The organism is Streptomyces sp. NPDC059037, from assembly GCF_042740015.1.
Lineage (GTDB): Bacteria > Actinomycetota > Actinomycetes > Streptomycetales > Streptomycetaceae > Streptomyces.
Map to the genome: position 1 here is coordinate 9,434 of NZ_JBHYIG010000086.1, position 22,001 is coordinate 31,434.

At 69.2% G+C, this 22,001-nt stretch carries 21 protein-coding genes and 2 pseudogenes; 10 read left to right on the forward strand and 13 right to left on the reverse strand.

Annotated features, from left to right (window positions below):
* Nucleotides 1-131 precede the first annotated feature (131 nt).
* The 3 genes from ACFWY6_RS19435 to ACFWY6_RS19445 all read right to left on the reverse strand — a co-directional run bounded on the left by ACFWY6_RS19435 (nucleotide 132) and on the right by ACFWY6_RS19445 (nucleotide 4,815).
* A complete protein-coding gene (locus ACFWY6_RS19435) occupies nucleotides 132-713 on the reverse strand; it encodes a hypothetical protein (protein WP_384691719.1) in 582 nt (193 codons plus the stop codon).
* A 9-nt stretch (nucleotides 714-722) separates the two neighbouring features.
* Complete coding sequence (locus ACFWY6_RS19440; RefSeq protein WP_384691721.1) at nucleotides 723-2,807, reverse strand: trypsin-like peptidase domain-containing protein; 2,085 nt, start codon at nucleotides 2,805-2,807, stop codon at nucleotides 723-725.
* A 253-nt stretch (nucleotides 2,808-3,060) separates the two neighbouring features.
* Nucleotides 3,061-4,815, reverse strand: a complete 1,755-nt coding sequence (locus ACFWY6_RS19445) for an RICIN domain-containing protein (RefSeq protein WP_384691724.1) — start codon at nucleotides 4,813-4,815, stop codon at nucleotides 3,061-3,063.
* Nucleotides 4,816-5,184: 369 nt separating this feature from the next.
* Here ACFWY6_RS19445 and ACFWY6_RS19450 point away from each other — a divergent pair.
* Nucleotides 5,185-5,545 (forward strand): annotated as a pseudogene (locus ACFWY6_RS19450) (hypothetical protein); the annotation flags it as partial.
* A 77-nt stretch (nucleotides 5,546-5,622) separates the two neighbouring features.
* On the opposite strand, the gene ACFWY6_RS19455 reads toward ACFWY6_RS19450, so the two are convergent.
* Both ACFWY6_RS19455 and ACFWY6_RS19460 read right to left on the reverse strand, forming a co-directional pair.
* The gene (locus ACFWY6_RS19455) at nucleotides 5,623-6,543 is read right to left on the reverse strand and encodes a hypothetical protein (protein ID WP_384691726.1); all 921 of its coding nucleotides are present in this window, start codon (nucleotides 6,541-6,543) and stop codon (nucleotides 5,623-5,625) included.
* Nucleotides 6,544-6,576: 33 nt separating this feature from the next.
* Nucleotides 6,577-6,885: pseudogene (locus tag ACFWY6_RS19460) on the reverse strand (ATP-binding protein); the annotation flags it as partial.
* A gap of 209 nt (nucleotides 6,886-7,094) precedes the next feature.
* On the opposite strand from ACFWY6_RS19460, the gene ACFWY6_RS19465 reads away from it, so the two are divergent.
* The gene (locus ACFWY6_RS19465) at nucleotides 7,095-7,946 is read left to right on the forward strand and encodes a helix-turn-helix domain-containing protein (RefSeq protein ID WP_384691728.1); all 852 of its coding nucleotides are present in this window, start codon (nucleotides 7,095-7,097) and stop codon (nucleotides 7,944-7,946) included.
* An 8-nt stretch (nucleotides 7,947-7,954) separates the two neighbouring features.
* Nucleotides 7,955-8,143, forward strand: a complete 189-nt coding sequence (locus ACFWY6_RS19470; protein WP_384691731.1) for a DUF397 domain-containing protein — start codon at nucleotides 7,955-7,957, stop codon at nucleotides 8,141-8,143.
* Between the two features lie 4 nt (nucleotides 8,144-8,147).
* Here the strand turns inward: ACFWY6_RS19470 and ACFWY6_RS19475 are convergent, their stop codons facing one another.
* Together ACFWY6_RS19475 and ACFWY6_RS19480 are read right to left on the reverse strand one after the other, a co-directional pair.
* Nucleotides 8,148-8,936 carry a class I SAM-dependent methyltransferase gene (locus tag ACFWY6_RS19475; protein WP_384691734.1) on the reverse strand — a complete coding sequence of 263 codons (789 nt, stop codon included), beginning with the start codon at nucleotides 8,934-8,936 and terminating at the stop codon, nucleotides 8,148-8,150.
* Nucleotides 8,933-9,406 (reverse strand): MarR family winged helix-turn-helix transcriptional regulator, encoded by a 474-nt coding sequence (locus tag ACFWY6_RS19480; protein ID WP_384691737.1) that lies wholly within the window; start codon nucleotides 9,404-9,406, stop codon nucleotides 8,933-8,935. The genes ACFWY6_RS19475 and ACFWY6_RS19480 overlap by 4 nt, the downstream gene beginning before the upstream one ends.
* Nucleotides 9,407-9,519: 113 nt before the next feature.
* Here ACFWY6_RS19480 and ACFWY6_RS19485 point away from each other — a divergent pair, with 113 nt between their 5' ends.
* The gene (locus ACFWY6_RS19485; protein WP_384691739.1) at nucleotides 9,520-13,314 is read left to right on the forward strand and encodes a hypothetical protein; all 3,795 of its coding nucleotides are present in this window, start codon (nucleotides 9,520-9,522) and stop codon (nucleotides 13,312-13,314) included.
* Between the two features lie 16 nt (nucleotides 13,315-13,330).
* On the opposite strand, the gene ACFWY6_RS19490 is transcribed toward ACFWY6_RS19485, so the two are convergent.
* Complete coding sequence (locus ACFWY6_RS19490; RefSeq protein ID WP_384691741.1) at nucleotides 13,331-13,927, reverse strand: TetR/AcrR family transcriptional regulator; 597 nt, start codon at nucleotides 13,925-13,927, stop codon at nucleotides 13,331-13,333.
* 108 nt (nucleotides 13,928-14,035) lie between these two features.
* Here ACFWY6_RS19490 and ACFWY6_RS19495 point away from each other — a divergent pair, with 108 nt between their 5' ends.
* Entirely contained in the window at nucleotides 14,036-14,929 is an 894-nt protein-coding gene (locus ACFWY6_RS19495) for an NAD(P)-dependent oxidoreductase (protein WP_384691745.1), read from the forward strand.
* 115 nt (nucleotides 14,930-15,044) lie between these two features.
* Here ACFWY6_RS19495 and ACFWY6_RS19500 read toward each other — a convergent pair whose 3' ends face one another.
* Entirely contained in the window at nucleotides 15,045-15,227 is a 183-nt protein-coding gene (locus ACFWY6_RS19500; protein WP_384691748.1) for a DUF397 domain-containing protein, read from the reverse strand.
* 3 nt (nucleotides 15,228-15,230) lie between these two features.
* The gene (locus ACFWY6_RS19505) at nucleotides 15,231-16,073 is read right to left on the reverse strand and encodes a Scr1 family TA system antitoxin-like transcriptional regulator (RefSeq protein WP_384691750.1); all 843 of its coding nucleotides are present in this window, start codon (nucleotides 16,071-16,073) and stop codon (nucleotides 15,231-15,233) included.
* A 247-nt stretch (nucleotides 16,074-16,320) separates the two neighbouring features.
* Between ACFWY6_RS19505 and ACFWY6_RS19510 the strand changes: the two genes are divergently transcribed.
* The 5 genes from ACFWY6_RS19510 to ACFWY6_RS19530 all read left to right on the forward strand — a co-directional run bounded on the left by ACFWY6_RS19510 (nucleotide 16,321) and on the right by ACFWY6_RS19530 (nucleotide 19,511).
* Nucleotides 16,321-16,755 (forward strand): ATP-binding protein, encoded by a 435-nt coding sequence (locus tag ACFWY6_RS19510; protein ID WP_384691753.1) that lies wholly within the window; start codon nucleotides 16,321-16,323, stop codon nucleotides 16,753-16,755.
* A gap of 79 nt (nucleotides 16,756-16,834) precedes the next feature.
* The gene (locus tag ACFWY6_RS19515; protein ID WP_384691756.1) at nucleotides 16,835-17,758 is read left to right on the forward strand and encodes a hypothetical protein; all 924 of its coding nucleotides are present in this window, start codon (nucleotides 16,835-16,837) and stop codon (nucleotides 17,756-17,758) included.
* A 15-nt stretch (nucleotides 17,759-17,773) separates the two neighbouring features.
* Nucleotides 17,774-18,361 (forward strand): hypothetical protein, encoded by a 588-nt coding sequence (locus ACFWY6_RS19520; protein ID WP_384691759.1) that lies wholly within the window; start codon nucleotides 17,774-17,776, stop codon nucleotides 18,359-18,361.
* 30 nt (nucleotides 18,362-18,391) lie between these two features.
* The gene (locus tag ACFWY6_RS19525; RefSeq protein WP_384691762.1) at nucleotides 18,392-19,219 is read left to right on the forward strand and encodes an ArsR/SmtB family transcription factor; all 828 of its coding nucleotides are present in this window, start codon (nucleotides 18,392-18,394) and stop codon (nucleotides 19,217-19,219) included.
* Nucleotides 19,220-19,331: 112 nt separating this feature from the next.
* A complete protein-coding gene (locus ACFWY6_RS19530) occupies nucleotides 19,332-19,511 on the forward strand; it encodes a hypothetical protein (RefSeq protein ID WP_360775453.1) in 180 nt (59 codons plus the stop codon).
* A 53-nt stretch (nucleotides 19,512-19,564) separates the two neighbouring features.
* Here the strand turns inward: ACFWY6_RS19530 and ACFWY6_RS19535 are convergent, their stop codons facing one another.
* From ACFWY6_RS19535 to ACFWY6_RS19545, 3 genes are all read right to left on the reverse strand, one after another.
* Entirely contained in the window at nucleotides 19,565-20,347 is a 783-nt protein-coding gene (locus ACFWY6_RS19535; protein WP_384691766.1) for a L,D-transpeptidase family protein, read from the reverse strand.
* Between the two features lie 83 nt (nucleotides 20,348-20,430).
* Entirely contained in the window at nucleotides 20,431-21,267 is an 837-nt protein-coding gene (locus ACFWY6_RS19540; protein ID WP_384691769.1) for a hypothetical protein, read from the reverse strand.
* Nucleotides 21,260-21,763 carry a SigE family RNA polymerase sigma factor gene (locus ACFWY6_RS19545; RefSeq protein ID WP_384691772.1) on the reverse strand — a complete coding sequence of 168 codons (504 nt, stop codon included), beginning with the start codon at nucleotides 21,761-21,763 and terminating at the stop codon, nucleotides 21,260-21,262. Before ACFWY6_RS19545 ends, ACFWY6_RS19540 begins: the two co-directional genes overlap by 8 nt.
* Nucleotides 21,764-22,001 lie beyond the last annotated feature (238 nt).

A 22,001-nucleotide genomic window follows, 5' to 3' on the forward strand; every position in this document is an offset into this window, starting at 1 on the left:
GGGGGCGCGGGGGGTGTCATCGCTTCGGGGCGCCGGCGGCGCGGGGCGCGGTCTAGATCGGGGGTGCGGGCGGCCCCCGCCGCGCCGCCGCCCCCCCCCCCCCCTCACTCGTGCTGCTCACTCGTCCTGCCTCAGTCCTCACACCCGTCGATGTCGTCGTCGCACCCGTCCACATCGGCCGGGGCGATGCTGTTCAGACGCCACGAGATCAAGCCGGTGCCGTCCTTCACGGGGTCGACGCCGGCTTTGAAGGGTGTGCCCGGCGGAATGTTGAACTGGTCCGCCTCGCGGTCCCCGCACCCCACTCCGTAGGCCTGCTCCGCGCCGTCCCGGGACAGCGTCAGGGTGAGTTCATCGGTCCCGGCCGTGTCACAGGTGATGTCGAGCCGGTACGCCCGGTCGCCGGGGGCCTTGAAGGTCTTGTCCAGGCCCGAACCGACGTACGCGGTACCGGAGTCGACGAGCTCCGCGTCCGTGCCGTCGTCGGCGTAGGCGTCCAGGGCCCGGTCCGCACGCCGCAGCGCGTCGTCCGGCTCCCAGGTCCGATCGTCGCCGGACGGAGTCGGCGAGGCGGCCGGCGACTCGGACGACCGCGGCGATGCGCTCTTCTCCCCCGGCCCGCCCCCGTCCCCCCGCCCATCGGCACAGCCGACGACCAGGAAGGACGCGGCGGTCACCGCGGCACAGAGGGGAAGGACGTCACGTATGCGCATGAAACGACCCTATCCGGGGGGAACGAGCTGGTACTCGCGCCCCAACGCGTCGGCCTGGGTGTTGCCGTACACGGACACCTCGCCGTCGGACCAGCGCACGAAGACGTCGTCCTCCCAGAGGTTCCCGCCGAACTCGCCGGGAGCGATCACGCGCGCGTGCTTCCACGTTCCGTTGGGGCCCTTGAGCTGGTTCTCCTTGCCGAGCCCCTTGGCGCCGACGTCCTCGTAGATGGTGAGTTCACCGTCCGACCAGCGCACGAAGAGGTCGAAATCGGAGTTGACCGACCCGTCGAAGTCGCCGCCCGCGATGACGTCGGCGTGCTGCTTCCAGAGGGCGTTCGGGGCGAGCAGCTGCTTCTCGGCGTGGAAGCCGCCGCCGTCGACGTTGGTGTACTTGGTCACCTCGCCGTCCACCCAGCGCACCACCAGGTCGTCGGCCCACTGGTTGCCGCCGTACTTGCCCGTCGCGATGCCCTTCGCGTACTTCCACGTCGAACCCGCTTCGGCGATCTTGATCTCGTTCGCCGGGTGCTCGGAGGTGGAGGTGGGCAGCCGCGTGTTCTCGTCGATGTCCTTGTAGATCGTGACCTCGCCGTCGACCCACTTGACCATCAGGTCGTACGCGTTGGAGCCCGTGTAGTCGCCGGCGGTGACGACCTCGGCGTAGTCGGCCCACATCTTGTTCGGCTTCGCCAGGCGCGTCTCGCACGGCTGGCCCTTCTGGCACCCGCTGTAGAAGCCCTGGGACTGGTCGCCCGGGTAGAGGGTCATCTCCCCGTCGGACCACTTCACTATGAGGTCGCCGTCCTTCGTCCGCTGCGACGAGGTGTGGAACTGGCCGGTGGCGGCGGCGGTGGCATGGCGCCAGAGCCCCGCGTCCCCCATGCCCTCGCTGCCGGACGGCTTGTCCGGCTCGTAGTCGTTCACGGCCTGGTTGTAGAGGCGTACGACATCGGCGTCGAACTGCGAGGAGTAGGAGACGTTGTCCAGCTTGCCGCCGGTCTTGTACCCGCCGATGACGCCGATGACGTCTCCCCGCTTGCCATCGAAGTTCCGCAGGAAGGGACCCCCGGAGACACCGGGCGCGAACCCGTCGCACGCGATCTCCAGGAAGCGGCCCGCGTACGCCTTGGTGGACGTCGAGGGGCACACGCGCGGCGACTTGGAGCTGCCGGGGAAGCCGATCAGGGTGACGTTCTTCTGCTTCAGGTTCCCGGACGCGGGGAGCGTGGTGAGCTCATTGCCCATCCCCGTCGCGTTCTCCAGGAACTGGCCCTTGGAGTTCGGCCCCGTCCTCAGGAACGCGAAGTCGAGGTCATCGGCCTTCGACGGGCCCTGGGAGAGGTAGCGGCCGTCGATCCAGATCTTCCCCTTCTTGATCGGGAAGATGCCGTACGGGGCGATGCCCCTGCCCTTGTTCTTCGGGTCCGCCTTCCAGCCCGGCGCGAAGGCGAGGTTGCGGAACCGGTCGTTGTCGTTGAGGCAGTGCGCGGCGGTGATCACCAGGGACTTGTTGGGCGAGGCCACCGACGATGCGGAGCAGAACTGGTCCCGCCTGCCCGGGTCCGACTGCGGGTCGTCGTCCTGGTTGATGAGGAAGACACCGGCGGTGGCGACGCCCTTGTCGTCCACGTGGGAGGGGGAGCGCAGCATGTCGCCCGGCGTCACCGTCCCGCCCGGGCCCGCCCCGTCAACTCCCTTGTCGGGATTGGCGGGTACGGCCTTCGCGATGCGCTCCGGGGTCCAGTACGCCTCGGCGGCCCTGGCCTCCGCGATCTCCTCCGCGGTGGCCTTCAGGTCGTCGTCGGGGCTCTTGGCCGCGGCCGGCCCAGGGGTCTTCCCGGTGTCCTCTTCCTCCGCTTCATCCTCTTTGGAGCGCACGGCATCCGGAGTCCCGGTGGATTCCGGGGACTTGGTGGCCTTCGGGGCCCCGGTGGCTTCCGGTGTCCTCGTGGGCTCCGGAGTCACGGACGGGGATTCCGGCGCCGCCGGCGCCGACTCCACGGGTGCGGGGTCCGCGGGGGCTGCCGATGCCACGCCGGGCGAGCTGAGCAGTACGGCTGTCGCCGCAACGCCGAGCGCGGCAGTGCGCACGGCGGTACGTATACGCTGATTCACTCGGTTCTTTCGCTTTGGTTGGGATACATGGCCGTACGACGGCTATGCGCCGCAGGGCGTCCCGGACCCTACGTCATTGGTACATACCAATGCACATCCACACGACCACTCCCAGGACGGGCGGATACGCGCAAGGCCCGCCGGGAGTGACGCGGGGTCACCCTCAACGGGCCTTGTCCAAGGCGAAATCGCCGACAGGAGCTACGGTTCGGCGAGACGGGTGTTCAGGTCACGCCTTGGGGGCGGTCCTGGAGATGCTCCAGCGCTCGTCCTTCGCTCCGTTGCAGGTCCACTGGATGAGCTGGCTGCCCTTCGTCGCGGCGGAGCCCAGGGCCAGGCACTTGCCCGAGTACACGTTCCGCAGCTCGTGGGTGTCCTGGTTGTACCACCACTTCTCGTCAACCGCGCCGTTGCAGGCGTACTGGATCACGCCCTCGCCGTTGGCGAGGCTGTTGCCGGTGCCGATGCACTTGCCGGAGTACGTGTTCTGGATGACGTAGGCGGGGTTGCCGTTGTTGTCCTTGGTCTTCTCCAACACCCAGCGCTCGTCGCTCTTCTCCAGCTTCCAGCGCTCGTCCTCCACGTTGTTGCAGCCCCACTGGATGACCGGCTTGCTGTCGTCGGTCCTGCTGCCGACGCCCGCGCACAGCTTGCTGTAGTCGTTGTACAGGAACTGGTAGTTGTCGCCCCGCCGCGGCTGCAGGGAGAAGACGACGCGCCGGCCGGTCTTCTCGTTCATGCCCCACAGGCGCCCCGAGGAGTGCGCGTAGGACAGGTTCTGGGTGAGGGGCGACGTGCGAGTGAGGATCGACACCTTGCCGTTCGGCTTGGCCTGCCAGATGCAGTAGTAGGCATCCTCGTTCGTGGGGTCGGTGACCTTCCTGTACCCCGTGTCGCACATGGCCGACATGTAGAAGTAATCGCCATCCGTGGCCACGCCCTGCAGGCCGTGGACGGGAGCGCTGTAGGCGGCCGTCGCCTTGACGGAGGACGTGCCGCCTTCCCCGAGACGTTCGAGCGGCCAGCGGATCACGTCCACGGGGGCGGTGCGTTCGGCGTTCCCGTAGCGTCCGGAGATCAAGCTGGGCGGCGACGTGCTGCGGTCCAGACTCATGGAGTTCAGGCAGGCGACGGCTCCGTCGCAGTTCATGTTGGAGCGCTTGTCCTCCGGAGCCCCGTCCTGCTCGGCCTTGGTGCGGTTCGAGTAGCGGGCGACCATGGGCAGGGCCCACTGGTGGTGCTCGGCCGCGGACGTGCCGCCGTCGATGCCCGACCAGTTGGTGATGGTGTTCACCTTCCACAGGTGGCTGAGGTCGTAGACCTGCAGTTCGCCGCCGTTGGCCACGAACAGCCTGTTCCCGTACCAGACCATGGCGTCGGCGTGGACGTCGTCGACCGTCGTGAAATTGGGCTTGGCCCGGCTGCCGGTGGGCCTGACGAGCAGGACGTGCCCGTAAGTCCGCTCCTTGCCGGTCGAGTTGAGGATGGAGATACGGGCCTTCTTGGCACGGTCGTTGTCGCCGCTCCCTACGCCGTAGTACCAGCTCGCCATGTACAGGTGGTGGCCGTCGACCGTGCCGCTCGCGTCCGCGTCGTGCGAGGCGGTGAAGCCCTGCGGATGCCAGCCCCTGGCATAGGCGCTGGTCTTGTCATCCGTCTCGTCCCAGCAGAACCCGTTGTACTTGAACGTGCCGTTGATGCCGGTCGTGTGACACAGGGACCGTCCGACGTGCTGCTTCGACTGGGCGACGCTCAGCGGGGAGACTCGCGTGACGGCACCCGACGCCTCGGCCCCCTCGATCACCGACCGCGCCGTCTGCCCCTCGTCCACACCCGGTATCTCCCGCGGGTGGAGGACGAAGCCGGACGGCTCCCTGCTCTGGAACGGTTTACCCGCGTCCGCGACGGGCGTCACCTTCCGGTCGGCGAGCGCCAGTTGAGTGCCCGATAACAATGCCGCCAACGAAGACAGCGCGACCAGCACCGCTGCACTCCGCCCCCGACGGCGACCGCCTGGCTTCAGAAAAAACATACGCTGTACGGTAATTGACCAACTAGACAGGAAACAAACGGGAGTTGGTGCAGTTCCTTTGAAGGGACTGACTGAGCAGGGGCCTTGGCAGGGCGGTCGTGCGAGGTCCGGCCGCTCGTCGGTCGAACACCGCGAGGGGCTTCCTTCCAGCGGCGACCGTTCAGCCGATCCTCAATGCAACTCGTGGAGACTCATCGGCCGCCTGCCGGCTCTCCGCCGGTTTCCGGCTACAGCACCGGGGCGAGGAGAGCCCGCGTAGCTGACCAGATGGCTCGTCCTCTTCTTCCACTTCGATGTTGATGACGCCGCCGATCCAACCGCTGTACGTGGCGGCAGTTGCCGCCGGGTTTCGGACCCTCTGGACAAACAGATCCCCGACGCTTCACCGAATGGAGACGAACACGGATCTGGGCCGAATTCCACCGCCTGGTTCTGGACGAACTCGGGTCGCGCGGAGTTCTGGACTGGTCGCGGTGCGCGATCGACTCGATGAGCATGCGGGCCATGAAGGGGGGAAACTGACAGGTCCGAACCCCGTCGAGCGCACCATGTCGAGCGCACCATGGCGTGGCTCGCCGGTTGCCGCCGGTTGCACCGCCGCTACGAGCGCGAAGCCGACCGTTTCCTTGCCTTCACCAGCATCGCCTGCACCCTCATCCGCCACCGCCGACTCGCCAGTTGAAACAGCTTCCAAAGTCCCGCCGGCGCCCCATGAAATGCGGTGTGCCGCCGGGACTTTCGCCTAACGCCAACCAGCCGTCAGGCTTCGTCGCCGTCGACGGCACCGAAGAGGTCGGCCACGTCGGTCACCTCGTAGGAACGGTCGAGCCACACCGCCAGCCGGTCCAGGTCATCACAGGACCGCACGCGCTCCCGGTCCTCTTCCGACAGCTCGATGCCGCGCAAGTCGACGGTGCGGAGGATGCTCTTGGCCCGCTCCTCGGCCAACAGCGCCCTGACCTCTTCCCGACCCTGTTCCCGACCCTCTTCCCGTGCTTCCTCCGCGAACCGGTGGTCGAAGAAGTACTTTGTCGCCGTCATCAGTTCCTCCCAGATCTCCTTCGCCCGGGGGTCCACCAGACCGGACCGGGTGAGCTGTGCGAACGAACCCGCCGCCTCGGGGTCGATGGTCTTCAAAGCCTCAGCCAGTCCTCCCAGTATGGCGGCGGCACCCGGCCCTCTTCCATGCGTAATCGCCGAGAACACCGCAAGGGGGACATCGCGCTCGGCCTCATGGCGGTCCGCGATCACCGGCACGTTCTCCGGTCCCAGGACCAGTGGACGCACGGTGAGCGAAGGCCAACCCGGCAGCCCGAACTGGATGGGCTTCGCGGCCCAGCGGGCCGTTGCCGCGCTCTGGGTCACGACGATCAGCACCGGCTCGCAGTGGTACTTCTCGTAGAGATACGAGAGGTAGTAGGCCCAACTCCCGTGCTTGGCCTCGTCCTTCCTGCCCTGCGACTCGATGACGAAGAGAAAGTTGCCGTCATCGGTGTCCACCCTTAACAGGGTGTCGCAGCGGCGCTCGATCGGTTCGATCTCCGTGAGGTCCACATCAAGGGCCATGATTTCCCGGGGCTCCGGAAACGGAATGTGGAACAGACGTTGGAGAGATCGGACCAGCAGACCGGCGTCCTTCTGGAAGATCCGGTGCAGTGCTTCGTGTGACGGGCTGACCATCGGTTCTCCTTCCTTTTCGGCGTGATCAACGACTTACGCGGCGCAAAGTTCGCACCAGACGTACTTGCCGGAGTCCGTGGCCACCGGGTACCAGCCCCAGCCGTCGGCGCAGGCCCGTACGAGATCCAGGCCCCGCCCCTGCTCGGCGTCCACGTCGGCGGTGCGCAGGGGCGGGGCCGGTGGCGTGGGGTCGGCGTCCCACACCCCGATGCAGAGGACTCCGTCGGAGTAGCGGAGGCGGAGAGTGGCGGGGCCGTTGGTGTGGCGTACGGCATTGGATACGAGCTCCGTCGCCAACAGCTCGGCCAGGTCCGTGAGTTGGGACAGGCGGTGGAGCGTGAGGGAGTTGGCGGGACGCGGCGGGTGCAGGGCGGTGGCATGTCACCGCCGTCACGGCATGACGGGGTGGTGCGCTTCCGGGGTCCCGGTCTCGCAGCGTTTGCGACGCATCACTGACAGTAGGGTCCAACGTTGGGCCCTCGCAAGCTCTTGCCGTAGCCTGACCCCCGAACGGGTCACCGTTCCACGGGAGTTGAGGCAAGGAGCAACCAATGCCGAGGAGACGACAGCCGACTGCGCGGCAAGCACGTCTGGGCACTGAGTTGTGCAAGCTACGGGAGGCAGCAGGCCTCAAGGCCCGGGAGAGCGCTTCCCTGATCGGCACCGACTCCGCGCAGATGAGTCAGATCGAGTCCGGCGTCGCGGGCGTGAGCGAGGAGCGGGTGCGACGGCTCGCCGCCCACTACGCCTGCGCCAACGATGCCTTGATCGATGCGCTGGTGATCACGGCCAACGACCGTACGCGCGGCTGGTGGGAGGACTATCGAGGGGTCCTGCCCGCTTCATTCTTGGATCTGGCCGAGCTGGAGCACCATGCGACGTTCCGGCGTGACGTGGAACTCCTGCACGTTCCTGGGCTGTTGCAGACCGAGGACTACGCGCGCTCCGTCTTCGCGTACACCAATCCCGAGTTTCCGGTCAGCGAACTTGAGCCACGCATCGACCACCGAATGAAGCGCCGCGCAATCCTCGAAGGAGACGACCCCGTCGAGTATGAGGCGGTCATCCATGAGTCCGCCCTGCGCATCAGGGTCAGCGACCGCAGGGCATCACGAACCCAGCTTGGGCAGATCCTCGAACTGTCAGAGGCGCAGCGCGTGACGGTGCGTGTCATCCCGTTCGACCTGGATGGCTTCGCGGGCGCCGGCAGCGCCATGATGCATGTGGGCGGGCCCATTCCCCGGCTCGACACCGTATTGCGAGACGCTCCGTACGGCGCCGCGTTCATCGATTCCGAGGCCCAACTGGACCACTTTCGAACGCTCTTCCGTAAGGTGAAAGAGGGATCCCTCGAGCCCGGTCGTTCGCGGGACCTCATCCACCAGTTGGCGAAGGAACTGTGAGGCAAGCCATGACCGCCCTCAAGACCTGGCAGAAGTCGTCATTCTCCGGCGGCGGGGACGGCAACAACTGCGTCGAACTGGCCAGCACCAGCAACCACATCCACCTCCGCGAAAGCGACGACCCCGCCACCGAACTCATCCCCGCCACCGCAGCCTTGGCCCATCTCCTCCGCGCCCTCAAGGCAACCGAGCGATAGCCCCTCAGTCACCACCTCGCACCGCGTGCAGCACCCGCATCCCCCGCTGGCCCATCTCGCTGCTCCGTACGGTGAGGCCGGCCTCGTGGCAGTGGGACTCCAGCCACTGCGTCGCGATCCGCAGCTTGGGGTAGCTGCCGGTTCGTAGTTGCCAAGTCCCGCCCTCTCGCGTGTGCAGCAGATCGTGGACCGTGGCGGTCTCCTCGTCCGCGTACTCGACGAGGCAGGTCAGGAGCTTGTCCTCGGTCGCGCGGACCGGGAAGAAGCGGTCCGTGCCGTGCAGCGGTGCGGTGAGGTCGCGGTAGGTGATCACCAGGTGGCCGCCCTCGGTGAGCGCTACGGCCGCGTCGGCGAGCAGCGCGGTCACGTCGGCCCGGGTCGGGAGGTGCGTGAGGGTGTCGCCCATGCAGACGACCGCCGATACCGTGCCCGGCTCGGTGAATTCCCGCAGAGCGGTGCGTAGATCGGCGTGGACGGGGCGGACTCCGGCGCCCGATTCCTTTACGTGCGCGGCCAGTTCAGCCAGCAGCTCCGCACTGGTGTCCACGGCCATGACCGGGTCGAACCCGAGCGCCGCCAAGGCCAGGCTCTGCGTGCCGGGGCCGCAGCCCAGGTCCACGGCGGTTGCCCCGTTCCCGGCCGGGGTGACCCCGAGGCCGCGGAGCAGCTCGGTCTGCTGGGCGGCCGCCGCCGGGATGTCGCCGCCGAGCATCCAGGAGAAGTGCTCGGCCAGCAGCGTCTCGTAATGCGTGATGGCCTTGGTCGTTGTCGTCGTCGCACTGGGTTCCGTCACGCGAAGCTCCCTCGTATCCAGGTGGCGAGATCTGCTAGGTGGACATTGCGGCGGGCCGCGTCCAACTCGGTGGCGAGCGCGGCCCGGTAGGTGGGCGTGGCCTCGGCGTACCGTGCCCGCCCCGCCTCGGTGAGCGCCGCACTCACGGCCCGCCCGTCGCCCCGCCCGGCCACGCGCTCCGCGAGGTCCTGCGCCTCCAGGCGGGCGAGGAGCCGGGTCACGGTGCTGTCCTTCAGGCCGATGCGGTCGGCCAGTTCCCCCATGCGCATGCAGCCACTGGAATCGGCCTTGCCGAGGGCGCACAGGGCGCGATAGTCGGACAGCGGGAGGCCGTGGCGCCGCTGCAGGGTGACGTCCAACTGCCGCTCGATACGCCCCAGAAGCCGGACGGCCATGCACCACCGGTCGTCCTCGTCGTCACTCACGAACTTGTCGGCGTCGCCCGTATCCGCCGGTATGCGTCCACTCATGCGGTGACGGTATCTGCTTGCACAAGCAAGTAATGGGCGGGGTGTGCCCGCCCTCTTGGCGGCCCACCCGACTTACCCTGGTCCCACCAACGCCCCGTGGACTGGGAGGACTTGTGAGCGGCGCCCGTGATGCCGGTGAGCTCGGCGATGTCGAGAACTCCGTCTCCGGCGGGCGGCAAGGCATCGTCGTCCAAGGGCGGGACTTCAACGGGCCGGTCACCATCTACGGCGACTCCGCCGGACCACGGCAGCAGCCCGCGCACTCCGCGTACTGGGAGCACGTACGGAACATCGCCCCCACCCAACTTCACGATCGTGAGACTGAGTTGGAGGAGCTTGCCGCCTTCTGCAAGGGCACGGGCGAGCGCCCCTTCGCCTGGTGGCGGGCCGGTCCCTGGGCCGGGAAAAGCGCACTCCTGGCGTGGTTCGCGCTGCATCCGCCGGAGGGCGTCCGCGTCGTACCGTTCTTCATCACCGCACGGCTGGCCGCTCAGAACGACCGGGGCGCCTTTGTGGAGGTCGTGCTTGAACAACTGGCCGAACTGGTGGGCGAGCCCGTACCGCCACAGCTGACGGAGGCCACCCGGGAGGCACATCTGCTGCGGCTCTTCGGGCGGGCCGCGAGGGAGTGCCGGGGGCGGGGCGAGCGGCTCGTGCTGATCGTGGACGGGCTCGACGAGGACCGGGGCGTCACGGACGGGCCCGACGCCCATAGCGTGGCGGGGCTGGTGGCGCGGGTTCCGCACGAGGAGCTTCGGGTTGTCGTCGCGGGGCGGCCGAATCCGCCGGTACCAGGGGATGTACCGGACGATCATCCGCTGCGTATGGCTGGTGTCGTACGTCAGTTGGAGCCCTCATCGTGGGCCGGGACCGTACGTAGCCGGGCCGAGCAGGAGCTGGGGCGGCTCTTTCGGGCCGGTGGTCATCACCTCGATGCGTTGGGGCTGCTCACCGCGGCCGGCGGCGGGCTGAGCATCGACGACCTCGCGCATCTGACCGGCTCCGTGCCCTTTCAACTCCAGGAGATGCTGCGTACGGCATCGGGCCGCACCTTTGAGGTGCGTGAGGGGGCCTGCCTCCTCGCCCACCAGGAACTGCACCTCCAGGCAGGGAAGTTGATCGGCGAGGCGGCGCTCAAGGGGTACCGGGAGCGGCTGCACAGGTGGGCCGACGAGTACCGAGAGCGCGGGTGGCCCCCGGAGACGCCGCCCTATCTGCTGCGCGGCTACTTCGCGATGCTGCGGGAGCACGGGGACGTCCCCCGCCTCGTCGCCCTCGCCACGGACCCGGCCCGGCACGAGCGGCTGTACGGCGACACGGGCGGCGATGTGGCCACGCTCGCGGAGATCCGCGCGGGCGAGGAGGCCATCGTGGAGGGGGGTGGGCAACCGCTGGCGGACGTGGTGCGGCTTGCCCTGCAGCGGGACATCCTGCGGCGGCGCAACGCGGGGATCCCGGGCGAACTTCCGGAGGCGTGGGCCGCGTTGGGGTACGCGGATCGTGCCGAGGCGCTCGCGCGCAGCATTCCGGGGCTCGCGGATCAGGTCCACGCCCTGATCGGGGTCGCCAAGGCGTTGCGCGGACGGGGAGACGGGGAGCGTGCCGCCGAGATGCTGCGGCGTGCGGAGGCCGCGATCCGCCGGCCGGGGCCGCAGCGGAAGGGGACCGGATCGCAGGTCGCCGAACCGTGGCATTTCACGGCTGTCGTGGAGACATGGCTGGCCTGGGGCGAGGTGGAGCATGCGGCGGCCCTCACAGCCACGATCGACTCGGACGCCGTACTGGAGAGCATTGTTCAGCCGGTCACGGCCGCACTGGCGGAACGCGGCGGGCATGACCTGGCCGAGAAGTTCGCCGATGCGATCCAGAATCGCCATGTATGTGCGCTGGGGCTGCTCACGGCGGCCGTCGCCGCGGCAAAGGGCGGTGCACGGAAGCGGGCCCACCAGATCTTCCGCAAGGCGGATGCGGTGGCGCGCGAAGGCGAGCCCCACCTCCCCTCCGTCGCCGCGCTGCGGAAGATCGCCAGGGCGTACGCGGAGCTGGGCGAGTACAGCCGTGGCCTGGCATTCGCCGAGGGGCTCGGGGACGGGGCTCCGCCCGGCTGGCGCGAGATGGGGCTCGCCGAACTCTCCGCCCGTATGGAGATCGCCCTGGTGCTCGCCGAGCGCCGGGACGTCAAGGGCGCGCTGGCGCTCGCGCTGCCGGCCGGCACCGCGGATGGCACCGTCATCACTGCCGCCGCCCGCGCACAACTTTCCGACCAGGCCGTCCCGGATCTGCAGGGCGTCTGCCGGGTCCTGATCGCCACGCGCCACTACGCCGACGCCGAGGCCCTGGTCCGCTCCTCCACTCCCTATGACCGCGCGTGGATCGCCGTGGCCGTAGCCATGGCCCGAGCCGGGCAATGGGAGCGCGCCCTGCGGCTGATCGAGGACTCGGCACCCGGTGCGTTCGGCGGCATGCTGGTCCAAGGCCTCTGCCAGGCCCTGATAGACCAGGAACGTCACGAAGACGCCGTACGCACGGCCCGCCGGCTCATCGTCAAGCGCGAGACCCTCGGCTCCGTGGCCCTGGCCCTGGCCGCCGCCGGTCAGCACGGCCTCGCGCTCGATCTGGCCGAACCCTTGGACGGAGCCGCCCCGGAGCCGGTGGAGCTGGCCTGGCAGTGCAAGGTCCTGCTCGCCGTCGGGCGGCCCGACGCCGCGCGGAGCCTGGCGGGCACCATCCCCGAATGGACCTGGCGGGCCGTGGGTCTTGCCGCGGTCGCACGGGACCTCGCGACCGAGGGCCGCGCCGAGGAGGCCGAAGCGGTCCTCACTCAGGCCGAGTCCGGCTACCGCGACGCCGCTCCCTTGCTCGGCGAACTCCGCGAACGGGCCACCGTGGCCACCACCCTCGCCGTGGCGGGTCACGGCGAACAGGCGCTTGCTCTCCTCCACGGCGTCGAGGAGAGGCTGCCGCCCCTACTCACCGCCCCGCTCCTGTCTCCTCGCATCAGCGTCCAGTACGCCGCCGTGGCCCAGGCGCTGACGGCCGCCGGTCAGGTCGAGCGGGCGCTCGGGACGACGCCCCCCGCCCTGCGCAGGAGCGACACGGACCACCCGCTGCTGGCCGTCATCCGGCAGTTGGCGGCTCTGGGACAGCCGCGTCTCGCCCAGGCGCTGGTCCCCGGTCTCGCCAAAGAGCTGAACCGAGATCGCGCCCACTGCGAGCTGGCCAAGTACCACTCCCGGAAGGGGCAGTTCGACCTCGCACTCGCCCTGCCCTGGAGCGACACGTCCGACGCGAATCTCCGTCTGGAGGCGCTGGCCGAGATCGTCGAAGGCCTCGCGCTGGACGACCAGATGGAGTGGGCCCTGGACCTTCACGAAGAACTCATGGCGACGGCGAGGGCGGACAGAACGCCCCCGGCAAGCTGCGACGCGTACGCGGCCATCGCCCGTGCCGCGCACGCCCTCGCCGACCACGAGACCACGACCGACATGCTGGACCTGGCCGAGCTCATCGGCTCGTACGAGTCCTACGACGAGTTCGCGCGGCTGACACGGGCCATGGTCGCCACCGGCCACAGCGACCGCGCCGAAGCCTACGTACGCGACCATCGGAACGTGGTCGATGACGAAGGCAGCGCTCTTTCCGGCCTGGTCGAAGCCCTCGCCGAGTCCGGCGAAACCGTCCGGGCCGAAGCCCTCGCCCTGTCCTGCCCCTCGTCCCCCCGAGCCACCGCAACGGCCTGCTCCGCGCTGGCCCTCGCCCTACCCCCTGACCAGGCAACCAAGGCCGCCGCCCTGGCCGTCCACCACAGCGACTGGATCACCGCGCTCCCGGCCCTGCTGCACGCCGACCCCAGCACCCTCGACGTCCTCACGGCCCCGGACGTATGGCCCCGCCTGACCGCCTACTGAAACCGGGCGGCGCGCCTCACCCCCCGTAAGACCCCACAAGCCGGGCCAACTGCCGCCCCGCCGCCCGCAGCGGCTCCTGGCTGCGGGCGACCTGTGCCGTCACCTCCGCGCCCTCCAGGGCACTGATCACCGTGGTCGCCACTTCCCGGGCGTCCGCCGCCGCGAAGCCCGCCCCGAGGAGCTTCTCCTCGACGATGGCCTCCCACCCCCGCAGCGCGGCCGCGCACACCTGCTGGATCTCCGAGTCCGTGCCGAGCGTCTCCAGGGCGGCGGCCGTGACGGGGCAGCCGTCCACCCAACCCGACTCCCGCAGCCCCACCGCCAGTTCGACCGCACAGGCCTCGATCGCCGCCGCCGGGTCCGCCTCGCGCGCCAGCGCGTCCCGCAGCACCGCCGCGAACTCCTCGTCGCTGTACTTGATCGCGGCCACCGCGACGGCTTCCTTGCCGCCGGGGAAGAAGTGGTACACGGAGCCGAGCGTCGCCTCCGCCTCCTTGGCGATCTGCTTGATGCCGGTGCCCACATAGCCCTGCCGCTGGATGAGGCGTGCGGAGACGGACACGATCCGGTCGCGGGTGCTGAGGGCCGAGCTGCTCTGGGGCATGGGGGACATGGCCTCACCTTACCCACCATTAAGTAGAGCGTTCGTTCTAGCCGCATGCTACGTTTTCCCCACGCGCTAGATAGAGCGATCGTTCTAGTAACTACATGGAGTCGACTAATGCCTTCCACCGCACACTCCGTAACCGTCATCGGTCTTGGCCCCATGGGCCAGGCCATGGCCGCCGCCTACCTCGACCGCGGCTACCGCGTCACCCTCTGGAACCGCACCCCGTCCCGCGCCGACGCCCTCGTAGAGCGTGGCGCCACCCTCGCCGAGACCCCCGAACAGGCCATCTCCGCCAATGAGTTGGTGATCCTCAGCCTGATCGACTACGACGCGATGTACGGCGTAATCGATCAGGCCAAGGACGCCGTCGCGGGCCGGGTGTTCGTGAACCTCAGCTCGGACACTCCGGAGAAGGCGCGGGCGGGCGCCCGCTGGGTGACGGAGCACGGCGGGACGCACCTCACCGGCGGCGTCCTGTCACCGCCGCCCCTGATCGGCACCCCGGACGCGTCGACGTTCTACAGCGGCCCGCGCGAGGCGTACGACACGCACCGCGCCGCGCTCGAAGTCATCACCGGCAAGTCGGACTACCGAGGCGAGGACCCGGGCCTGGCCGCGCTGATGTACCAGCTCAACATGGTCATCTTCTGGCCGGCGATGATCGCCTACTGGCAGACCGTCGCCGTGGCCGCCGCACACGGCATCACGGCGGCGGAGATCGCCCCTTACGCCGCCGAGAACTTCGCGGGCATGAGCCACTTCATCGACTTCTACGCACCCCGCATCGACGCCGGCAACCACGCAGGCGACGTGGACCGCACCTCGATGGGCCTGGCCAGCATGGAACACGTCGTCCACACGGCGGCCGACGCGGGCGTGGACACCGCGTTCCCGGAGGCGGTCCGCGACATCTTCCGGCGCGTGGTGGACGCCGGACACGGGGCGGACAGCTTCAGCCGGGCGGTGGAGGTGATGCGGAAGGGGGCGTCCGCGACAGCCGTCTGATCACGACGTGAGCACCGGCGCAGGCGGGCCGGGAGTGGCCGCGGCTCGTCGCTTCGAGGGCCGGGTGAGGGCTACGGGTGTTTGCGTTACGTCGATTTACGCGAGGCCGCGTCCTTCACGGGCGCTCGGCCGCGCGAATCTGACGCAGGAGGGCGGCGAGCCCGGTCCGGGTGGGGGCCAGTATTCGGGTGGGGTCGTCGCTCTCGCGGAGGAGCAACGTGGTGTCGGTGGCGGCCAGTTCAACACAGTTGCTGCCGTCGCTTCCGCTGGAGAAAGACGACTTCTGCCACTGGATCACGTCTCACAGCTCCTTCGCCAGGCGGTGGATGAAGTCCCGTGAGCGCCCGGGCTCAAGGGACATCCCCTCCACCTTACGAAAGAGCGTTCGCATGGACTGCAGCTGAGCAGTGGCATCCATGAAGACCGGGCCTTGCGGACTGTCCAGCTGAGCAGTGTCCAGGACAGGGACCCCGCCACCCGCGTACAGCACCTCCGCGCTCGCCCCGGCGAACCCGTCCACGTCCAGCGGGATCACACGGACGGTGACACCCGGGGAGTCCAAGCGGTCCAGGATCGCCACCAGTTGCTCGCGCGCCGCGCGCCGGTCCGCAACTCGGGTCCGCAGGGCAGGCTCATGCAGGACGACCGTGTACGGCGTCCCGTCCAGGACTCGCTTGCGGCGCATGCGGTGCTCAACTCGTGGCTCCAGCTCGCTCGCGGGAAGCTCCGGCCGCCAGAAGGCGAACACCGCACGGGCGTACTCCTCGGTCTGAAGCATCCCGGGCACGTGCGCAGTGGAGATCTCCTCGATGAACGTCGCGTGGTGCTCCAGCTCCGCCAGGTCCAGGAACACCGGCGGCAGCACACCTCGGTACGCCTCCCACCACCCACGTGTACGATCCGTCGCCATCTCGACCAGCGCCTCGATCAACCCGGCGTCCACGCAGGCATAGTGGGCCGCCAGCCTGCGCACCCGTACCGCATTGATTCCGGCGTTCCCCGCCTCGAACTGGCTCATCTGCACCGGGTTCACGCCCAGTAGCCCGGCTGCCTCCCGGGACGACAGACCTGCCGCTTCCCGCAGCTTGCGCAGTTCGACCCCCAGACGCACCTGCCGAACAGTCGGCTGAATCCTCGCAGGCATACAGCTCCTAGCCCCAACAACGTTGCTGTCAACCGGGGTTGAGATGCCCCGTTCGGGGGTCAGATTACGCGAACGACTTGCACGGGGGAAATATTAAGCCCTACCGTCAGTAATGCGTCGACCACCCGTAGCGATCCCCGGGACCCCGGAAGCGCACCGCCCCGCCCTGCCATGGCGCGGGCGGCACAGCCACCGCCCGCAGATCGCCACGTACGCCGACTCCCTCCGCACGCACCGGAGTTCCCCCATGCCCGACGTACCCGAAAACGAAGGCAGCCCCCAACCCTGGGAGTACAGCCTCCACATCCCCAACGACCTCCGCGCCGTCACGATCTGCCGCCGCACCCTCCGCTTGATCCTCACCCTGCACGGCCGCCCCCACCTCTCCGAAGTCGCGGAACTCGTAGCGACCGAGCTGGTCGCGAACGCCGTGCAGCACACGAAGGGCCCGGCGGCCCTCCGCATCCGGTGGGCACGGGGCGTACTCCGCATCGGAGTGTGGGACGCGGACCCCACGCCACCGGCACCGACGCCCCCGGCACCCGCCCTCGCAGAGGCCAGCCGCGGCCTCGCCCTGGTGCGGGACTGTGCGGACGAGTGGGGCTGGTACGCCCTGGGACCGGCCCAACTGCCCGACAGCAACGGCAAGTTCATCTGGTGCGAGCTGACCGAGGCGGCGTGAACGTTTCGTCCGCACTCGAAAGAGTGATCCCATTCCACCGGCCGGGACACCCGGTCCTTGATCCACCTAGGTTCCGCACATGGTCACATCGCAACACGAGGTCTCGCACCGGATCTTCCAGCAGCAGCCGGAGCTGCTGACGCCGGTATTCCGGATCCTGGGCGTACCGCTTCCCGAGAAGCCATCCGTCGAGGTGATCACGCCGGACGTGACCGAGACCCGACCTCTTGAGCGCTGGATCGACACCCTGCTCCGTATCAGCGCGCCGGACGGCAGCGCGTTCCTCCTGGCCATCGAGGCCCAGATGCGCCGAGACCCGGACAAGGCCGCGAGTTGGGGGTACTACCTTTCGTATCTCCACTCGAAGTACAACATCCCGGCCCTGCTGCTTGTCGTGTGCCAGGACAAGGCCACATCCGCCTGGGCCATGGGCCCCTTCCGGATGGGCCTGAGCGACTGGACCGCCCTCAGCGTGCACCCCATGGTCGTCGGCCCCGGCAACGTACCGATGATCACCGACCCTGAAGAGATCGCGCAGGACTTCACCTTCGCTGCCTTCTCCGCCGTGACGCACGGGCGCAGTCCTGGCCACAAGGCCATACTGGAGGCGCTGGTCACTGCTCTGGGATCGACCGGAAACAGGAAGACGTTCGACCACTACTGGCAACTGGTTGACGCAGGCCTGGGAGACATCCCGGCCAGAGCCGCTTGGAAGGACTTGATCTTTATGGCCGCGGACATCTACTTCCCCGGACAGGGAACCCTCGCCGAGGAGAAGTACCTCGAAGGCAAGGAGGACGGGATCGCCGAGGGCGAGGCCAAGGGCAAGGCCGAGGCGATTCTGTCGCTCCTGGAACTGCGTGGGATCCCGACCCCGGACGACGCCCGCGAACGGGTCACCACCTGCACCGACCTGGACACCCTCGACCGCTGGTTCGGTCGCGCCCTGAAGGTCACCGACGCCGACGCCCTGTTCGCCGAGGCAGCAGACCAGAGCGAGTAGCACATGGTGCTGATCATGGGAGGCATCATCGGCACCTACTTCCCCGGCCGAGGGGTCATGTCGGAGGAGAACTTCCTCCGCGGCGTGGCGGTCGGCCGGTTCGACGAGCGGGGTTCGGCCGTGCTGCGCGTGCTGAAGTGGCGGGGCATCCCTACGGAGGACGAAACCCGTGAGCGGATCCGCGCCTGCACCAGCCTCCGCATCCTCGACCGCTTCTTAGGAAAAGCGTTCGCCGTCCACGAGGCAGCAGAGTTGTTCACGGAGGAGGACGAGACCGATGCGGAGAGAGACGGGCCGGACCGGGGAGCCCTCCTGGCCGGCTATTACCTCGACCAAGACGGCTATCACCCCCTCCGGAGCGGCCTCGACTTCGACCCCGGCAGCCTCGCCGAGGGCCCCTACCTCCGAGGCATCCAGGCTGGGCGGGTCGAGGAGCGGGCCGTCAACATCCTCTGCACGCTCGAAGCACGCGGCATCCCCACCCTTGCCCGCACCCGTGAGCGGATCACCGCCTGCACAGACCTTGACGTCCTCCACGACTGGTTCGCCCTCGCCTTCGTCGTCAGCGGCGCGGAGGAGCTGTTCGCAGCCGCCCGCGATTGACATGCAGGCATTTGCCTGCATGATGGAGATGTGAGCCAACAGACGACCGCGGACGGCGCGGGCCCCGACCTCGACAAGGTTTTCAAGGCCCTCGCCGACCGCACCCGGCGCCACCTGCTCGACCTGCTGCGCGAGCAGAACGGGCAGACGCTGGGCGAGTTGTGCGAGCGCGTCGAGATGACTCGGCAGTCGGCCACCCAGCATCTGGGGATCCTGGAGGCCGCCAACCTCGTCAGCACCGTCCGCCGCGGCCGCGAAAAGCTCCACTACCTCAATCCCGTGCCGCTCCATGAGATCCAGGAGCGGTGGATCGACCGGTTCGAGCAGCCCCGGCTGCGGGCACTGGGCGCGATCAAGCGACAGGCGGAGGACGCCACCATGAGCAGCGAAAGCACCAGCACCAAGCCCTCGTACGTGTACGTCACGTACATCGAAAGCACCCCTGACAAGGTCTGGCACGCCCTCACCGACGCCGACCTGACCGCCGCCTACTGGGGGCACAGCAACGTCTCCGACGGGGAGTGGAAGGCCGGGTCCGGCTGGGCCCACCGGCGTATCGACGGATCGGGGATCGACGACGTCGTCGGCACCGTCGTGGAGAGCGTGCCGCCCACGCGGCTCGTCACCACCTGGGGCGACCCGAACGACCGCGACACCGAGCCCTCCCGCGTCACCTTCGACATCCAGCCGCACGGCGGCATCGTCCGCCTCACCGTCACCCACGAGAACCTCGCCAGCGAGCAGGACCTCAAGGACGTCGGTTCCGGCTGGCCCGCGGTCCTCTCCAACCTCAAGTCCCTGCTGGAGACCGGCAGTCCGCTGCCGCAGGAGCCCTGGCTCGTACCCGAGGGGAAGTGACGCGTTTGAGCCACGCGCTGAGCTCGCGCGGGGACTCAGGGTGATCTAAGTCATGCGGGGAGGCAGCCCGACTTGACGCCGTCTTCACATTTTCCTACGTAGGCTTCACGGTATGGCCACGACTCCCTCCCCCGACCGGCGACGCACCGCCGACGAGGTCAACGAGGAGATCCGTGCGCTCTGGCTGCACGCGGGCGGCCGGCTCCGCCCCGACGAGCGCCTGGTGTACGAACGCCTTGTCACCGAATGGGCCGAGGCCGAAGCCCACGCCTCACGGACACCTGCCGCCTGAGAAGTATCCCGGCAGCCGTTGTCAGTGGCGGCGATGCGGGACCGCTCCCACGCCTACGCGCCCAGCGCCCCCGCGTCCCCCATCACGACCACCGGCTTCCGTGCCGGGTCCAGGCTGCGCAGCAGTTCCTTCATCCGCGCCTTCGGCAGCGACACACAGCCTTGCGTCGGGCCCCCGTGGTCCACGTGCAGCCAGATGCCGCCGCCCCGGCCCGCACCCAGCGGGCGCGTCCAGTCCAGCGGGGTCCTGCCCGGCTCGCGGTTGTAGTTGATGGCGATGACGTAGTCGAAGGAGCCGGTCAGCGGCTCGCCCTTGAAGCCCGTGCCGCGCGCGGTGAAGGCCGGGCCCTGGTCGTAGGGGAAGCGGGTTCCGGGGTCCGGGAGGAGGCCGCCCGCGTCGGTCAGGCCGTAGACGCCGACGGGGGATTTGCGGTCGCCCTGCACGTGGCGTGATGTCCAGCCGCGCAAGCCGTTGTGCGCGGGCCAGGGGTCGGTCACCGGGCGCCAACCGGCCGCATCGGAAGGGGACTTGCGCGAGTAGAGCACCGCCGTCGCGCGGTTCGCGTCGGGGGCATCGCCCGTCACGACCAGGGCCTGGGTCGAGGAGCGGGGTATGCGGGATCGGGTCTTCGGCCCCAACGCCGGGATCTCGCGGGGCCGTTCGGGGGTCACGCGGCTCGTCCGGGGCGCCTCGCTGACCTTCACCGCCTCACCGCTCTGGCGCCCGCCAGCCTGCGCGCCGGTCCCGCAGGCGGTGAGCAGCAGGGTGAGTGCCGCGCCTGCGGCGGCGTACGCGGTGGGGTACGCCGCAGCGTGGGGGCGTCTGGAAGACGGCATACGGGTCTCCTGGGATGTCGATGTCGCGCGAAAACAAGGGTGCGGGGGGGGGCGTTACGGGCGGGGTTGGTGTCCGGTGAGCGTCAGTTCTTTGCCGGGGCCGTTGCCGGCGGTGAGCCCTCCGAGCCGAAATGCGCCGACCCGATGATCCGGTTCGCCTCGGCCAGGCGGGGCTTCGAGTCGCCCGGGGCCAGGCACAGGTTCGCCACGATCACTCGCCCCGGCTCCGGGGATTCGAGCACCGCCGTGAAGCTGATCCCTCCCCCCGCCAGCGCACAGGACTTCCGCAAGGTCCCACTCGTGAACCGGGGTGGATTCATCGCCCTCTTGTCGAGGCCGCCCTCCTTCTCGGTCCGCAGTACGAGCAGCGCGCCGTCCTCCGGGTCGATGCGGTCCAGCGGGTTGCACCAGCCGCCCGGCTCATCGGGCTTGCACGGCTGCTTGTACGGGGTGAGCCGCTGGGTGCCGGCGAAGCCGAACGGCGGGCTCTTCGTCCTGTCGTCCGCGGGGACCGCAAGCGCCTGCCAGTCCGCCGGGAAGCGCAGGGTCAGGCCACCTCCCAACTCCCGGTAGGTGACGTCCCGTTCACCCGAGGCGTGGCGGCTCGGCGGTGTCGCCGCCGGAGGCACCACCTCCGGGTCGGCCGACGGCCGCAGCGCCTGCGGCACCAGCACCCCGGCCAGGGCGAGCCCCGCCACCGAAACCGCAGCCCCCGCCGCGATCCTGCGCCTGCGGCTGCGCGCGGCACGCTCGCGCACGCGGGCGAGGCGCGAGGCAGGCGCCTGCGGACGCGGCACCGCACGCTCCAGGAACACCCGCAGTTCGCGTTCCTCGTCGTACGCGTCATGGGTGTCCTCGTCGTACGCGTCATGGGCGTCCTCGTCGTACGAGTCATGGACGTCAGGAGCGTCCTCACTCACAGCGGTTCGCCTCCCTCGCCGGCAGCGCGGCACGCAGCGTGCGCAGCGCCTTCGCCGACTGGCTCTTCACCGTGCCCGGAGTGCAGCCGAGGATTCCGGCCGTCTCGTCCACGCCGAGGTCCTCGAAGTAGCGAAGGACCACCACCGCCCGCTGCCTCGGCGGCAGCCGCCGCACCGCAGCGGCGAGCGACTGCTCCAGGTCCACGCCCTCGTACGCGTCCCACTCGCCCGCCCGCTCGGGCAGTTCGCCGTGCGGGACCTCCGCCCGCCAGTGCCGGCGCCACCACGAGGTGTGGGTGTTGACGAGGATCTTGCGTACGTACGCCTCCGGATGCTCCTGGCCGATCCGCCGCCACTTCGGCCAGACCTTCGCGAGCGCCGTCTGCAGCAGGTCCTCCGCGAGATGCGCGTCGCCCGTGAGCAGCCACGCCATCCGCAGCAGCCGCGGCCCACTGGCGGCGACGAACTCCTCGAACTCGAAGTCGCCACCTCGCATCGCATCCCCGCCGTTCTCCTCGGTCTCCCATATCCGTGGAACGCGATGGGCCGCCGATCAGGTTGCCCGCCCCCGAAAGGAGAGTCGCCCGCCCCCGGAAAGAGAAGAGGGGGGGGGGGGGGGTTTTTTGTGGTTGGGTGTTGTTGTGGTGGGGGGGGGGGCGTCGGGGCCCGCGGCCTTCGCTTTCAAGAAGGCTGCGATGTGCGGTCCGGGGTTGTACGACAAACGCCTGCTCTAC

Excerpts from the sequence above, each read along its gene's own strand:
- ACFWY6_RS19435 (WP_384691719.1), bottom strand. The coding sequence starts at position 713 with ATGCGCATACGTGACGTCCTTCCCCTCTGTGCCGCGGTGACCGCCGCG.
- ACFWY6_RS19455 (WP_384691726.1), bottom strand. The coding sequence starts at position 6,543 with ATGGTCAGCCCGTCACACGAAGCACTGCACCGGATCTTCCAGAAGGAC.
- ACFWY6_RS19465 (WP_384691728.1), top strand. The coding sequence starts at position 7,095 with ATGCCGAGGAGACGACAGCCGACTGCGCGGCAAGCACGTCTGGGCACT.
- ACFWY6_RS19470 (WP_384691731.1), top strand. The coding sequence starts at position 7,955 with ATGACCGCCCTCAAGACCTGGCAGAAGTCGTCATTCTCCGGCGGCGGG.
- ACFWY6_RS19480 (WP_384691737.1), bottom strand. The coding sequence starts at position 9,406 with ATGAGTGGACGCATACCGGCGGATACGGGCGACGCCGACAAGTTCGTG.
- ACFWY6_RS19490 (WP_384691741.1), bottom strand. The coding sequence starts at position 13,927 with ATGTCCCCCATGCCCCAGAGCAGCTCGGCCCTCAGCACCCGCGACCGG.
- ACFWY6_RS19495 (WP_384691745.1), top strand. The coding sequence starts at position 14,036 with ATGCCTTCCACCGCACACTCCGTAACCGTCATCGGTCTTGGCCCCATG.
- ACFWY6_RS19505 (WP_384691750.1), bottom strand. The coding sequence starts at position 16,073 with ATGCCTGCGAGGATTCAGCCGACTGTTCGGCAGGTGCGTCTGGGGGTC.
- ACFWY6_RS19510 (WP_384691753.1), top strand. The coding sequence starts at position 16,321 with ATGCCCGACGTACCCGAAAACGAAGGCAGCCCCCAACCCTGGGAGTAC.
- ACFWY6_RS19515 (WP_384691756.1), top strand. The coding sequence starts at position 16,835 with ATGGTCACATCGCAACACGAGGTCTCGCACCGGATCTTCCAGCAGCAG.
- ACFWY6_RS19520 (WP_384691759.1), top strand. The coding sequence starts at position 17,774 with ATGGGAGGCATCATCGGCACCTACTTCCCCGGCCGAGGGGTCATGTCG.
- ACFWY6_RS19530 (WP_360775453.1), top strand. The coding sequence starts at position 19,332 with ATGGCCACGACTCCCTCCCCCGACCGGCGACGCACCGCCGACGAGGTC.
- ACFWY6_RS19535 (WP_384691766.1), bottom strand. The coding sequence starts at position 20,347 with ATGCCGTCTTCCAGACGCCCCCACGCTGCGGCGTACCCCACCGCGTAC.
- ACFWY6_RS19545 (WP_384691772.1), bottom strand. The coding sequence starts at position 21,763 with ATGCGAGGTGGCGACTTCGAGTTCGAGGAGTTCGTCGCCGCCAGTGGG.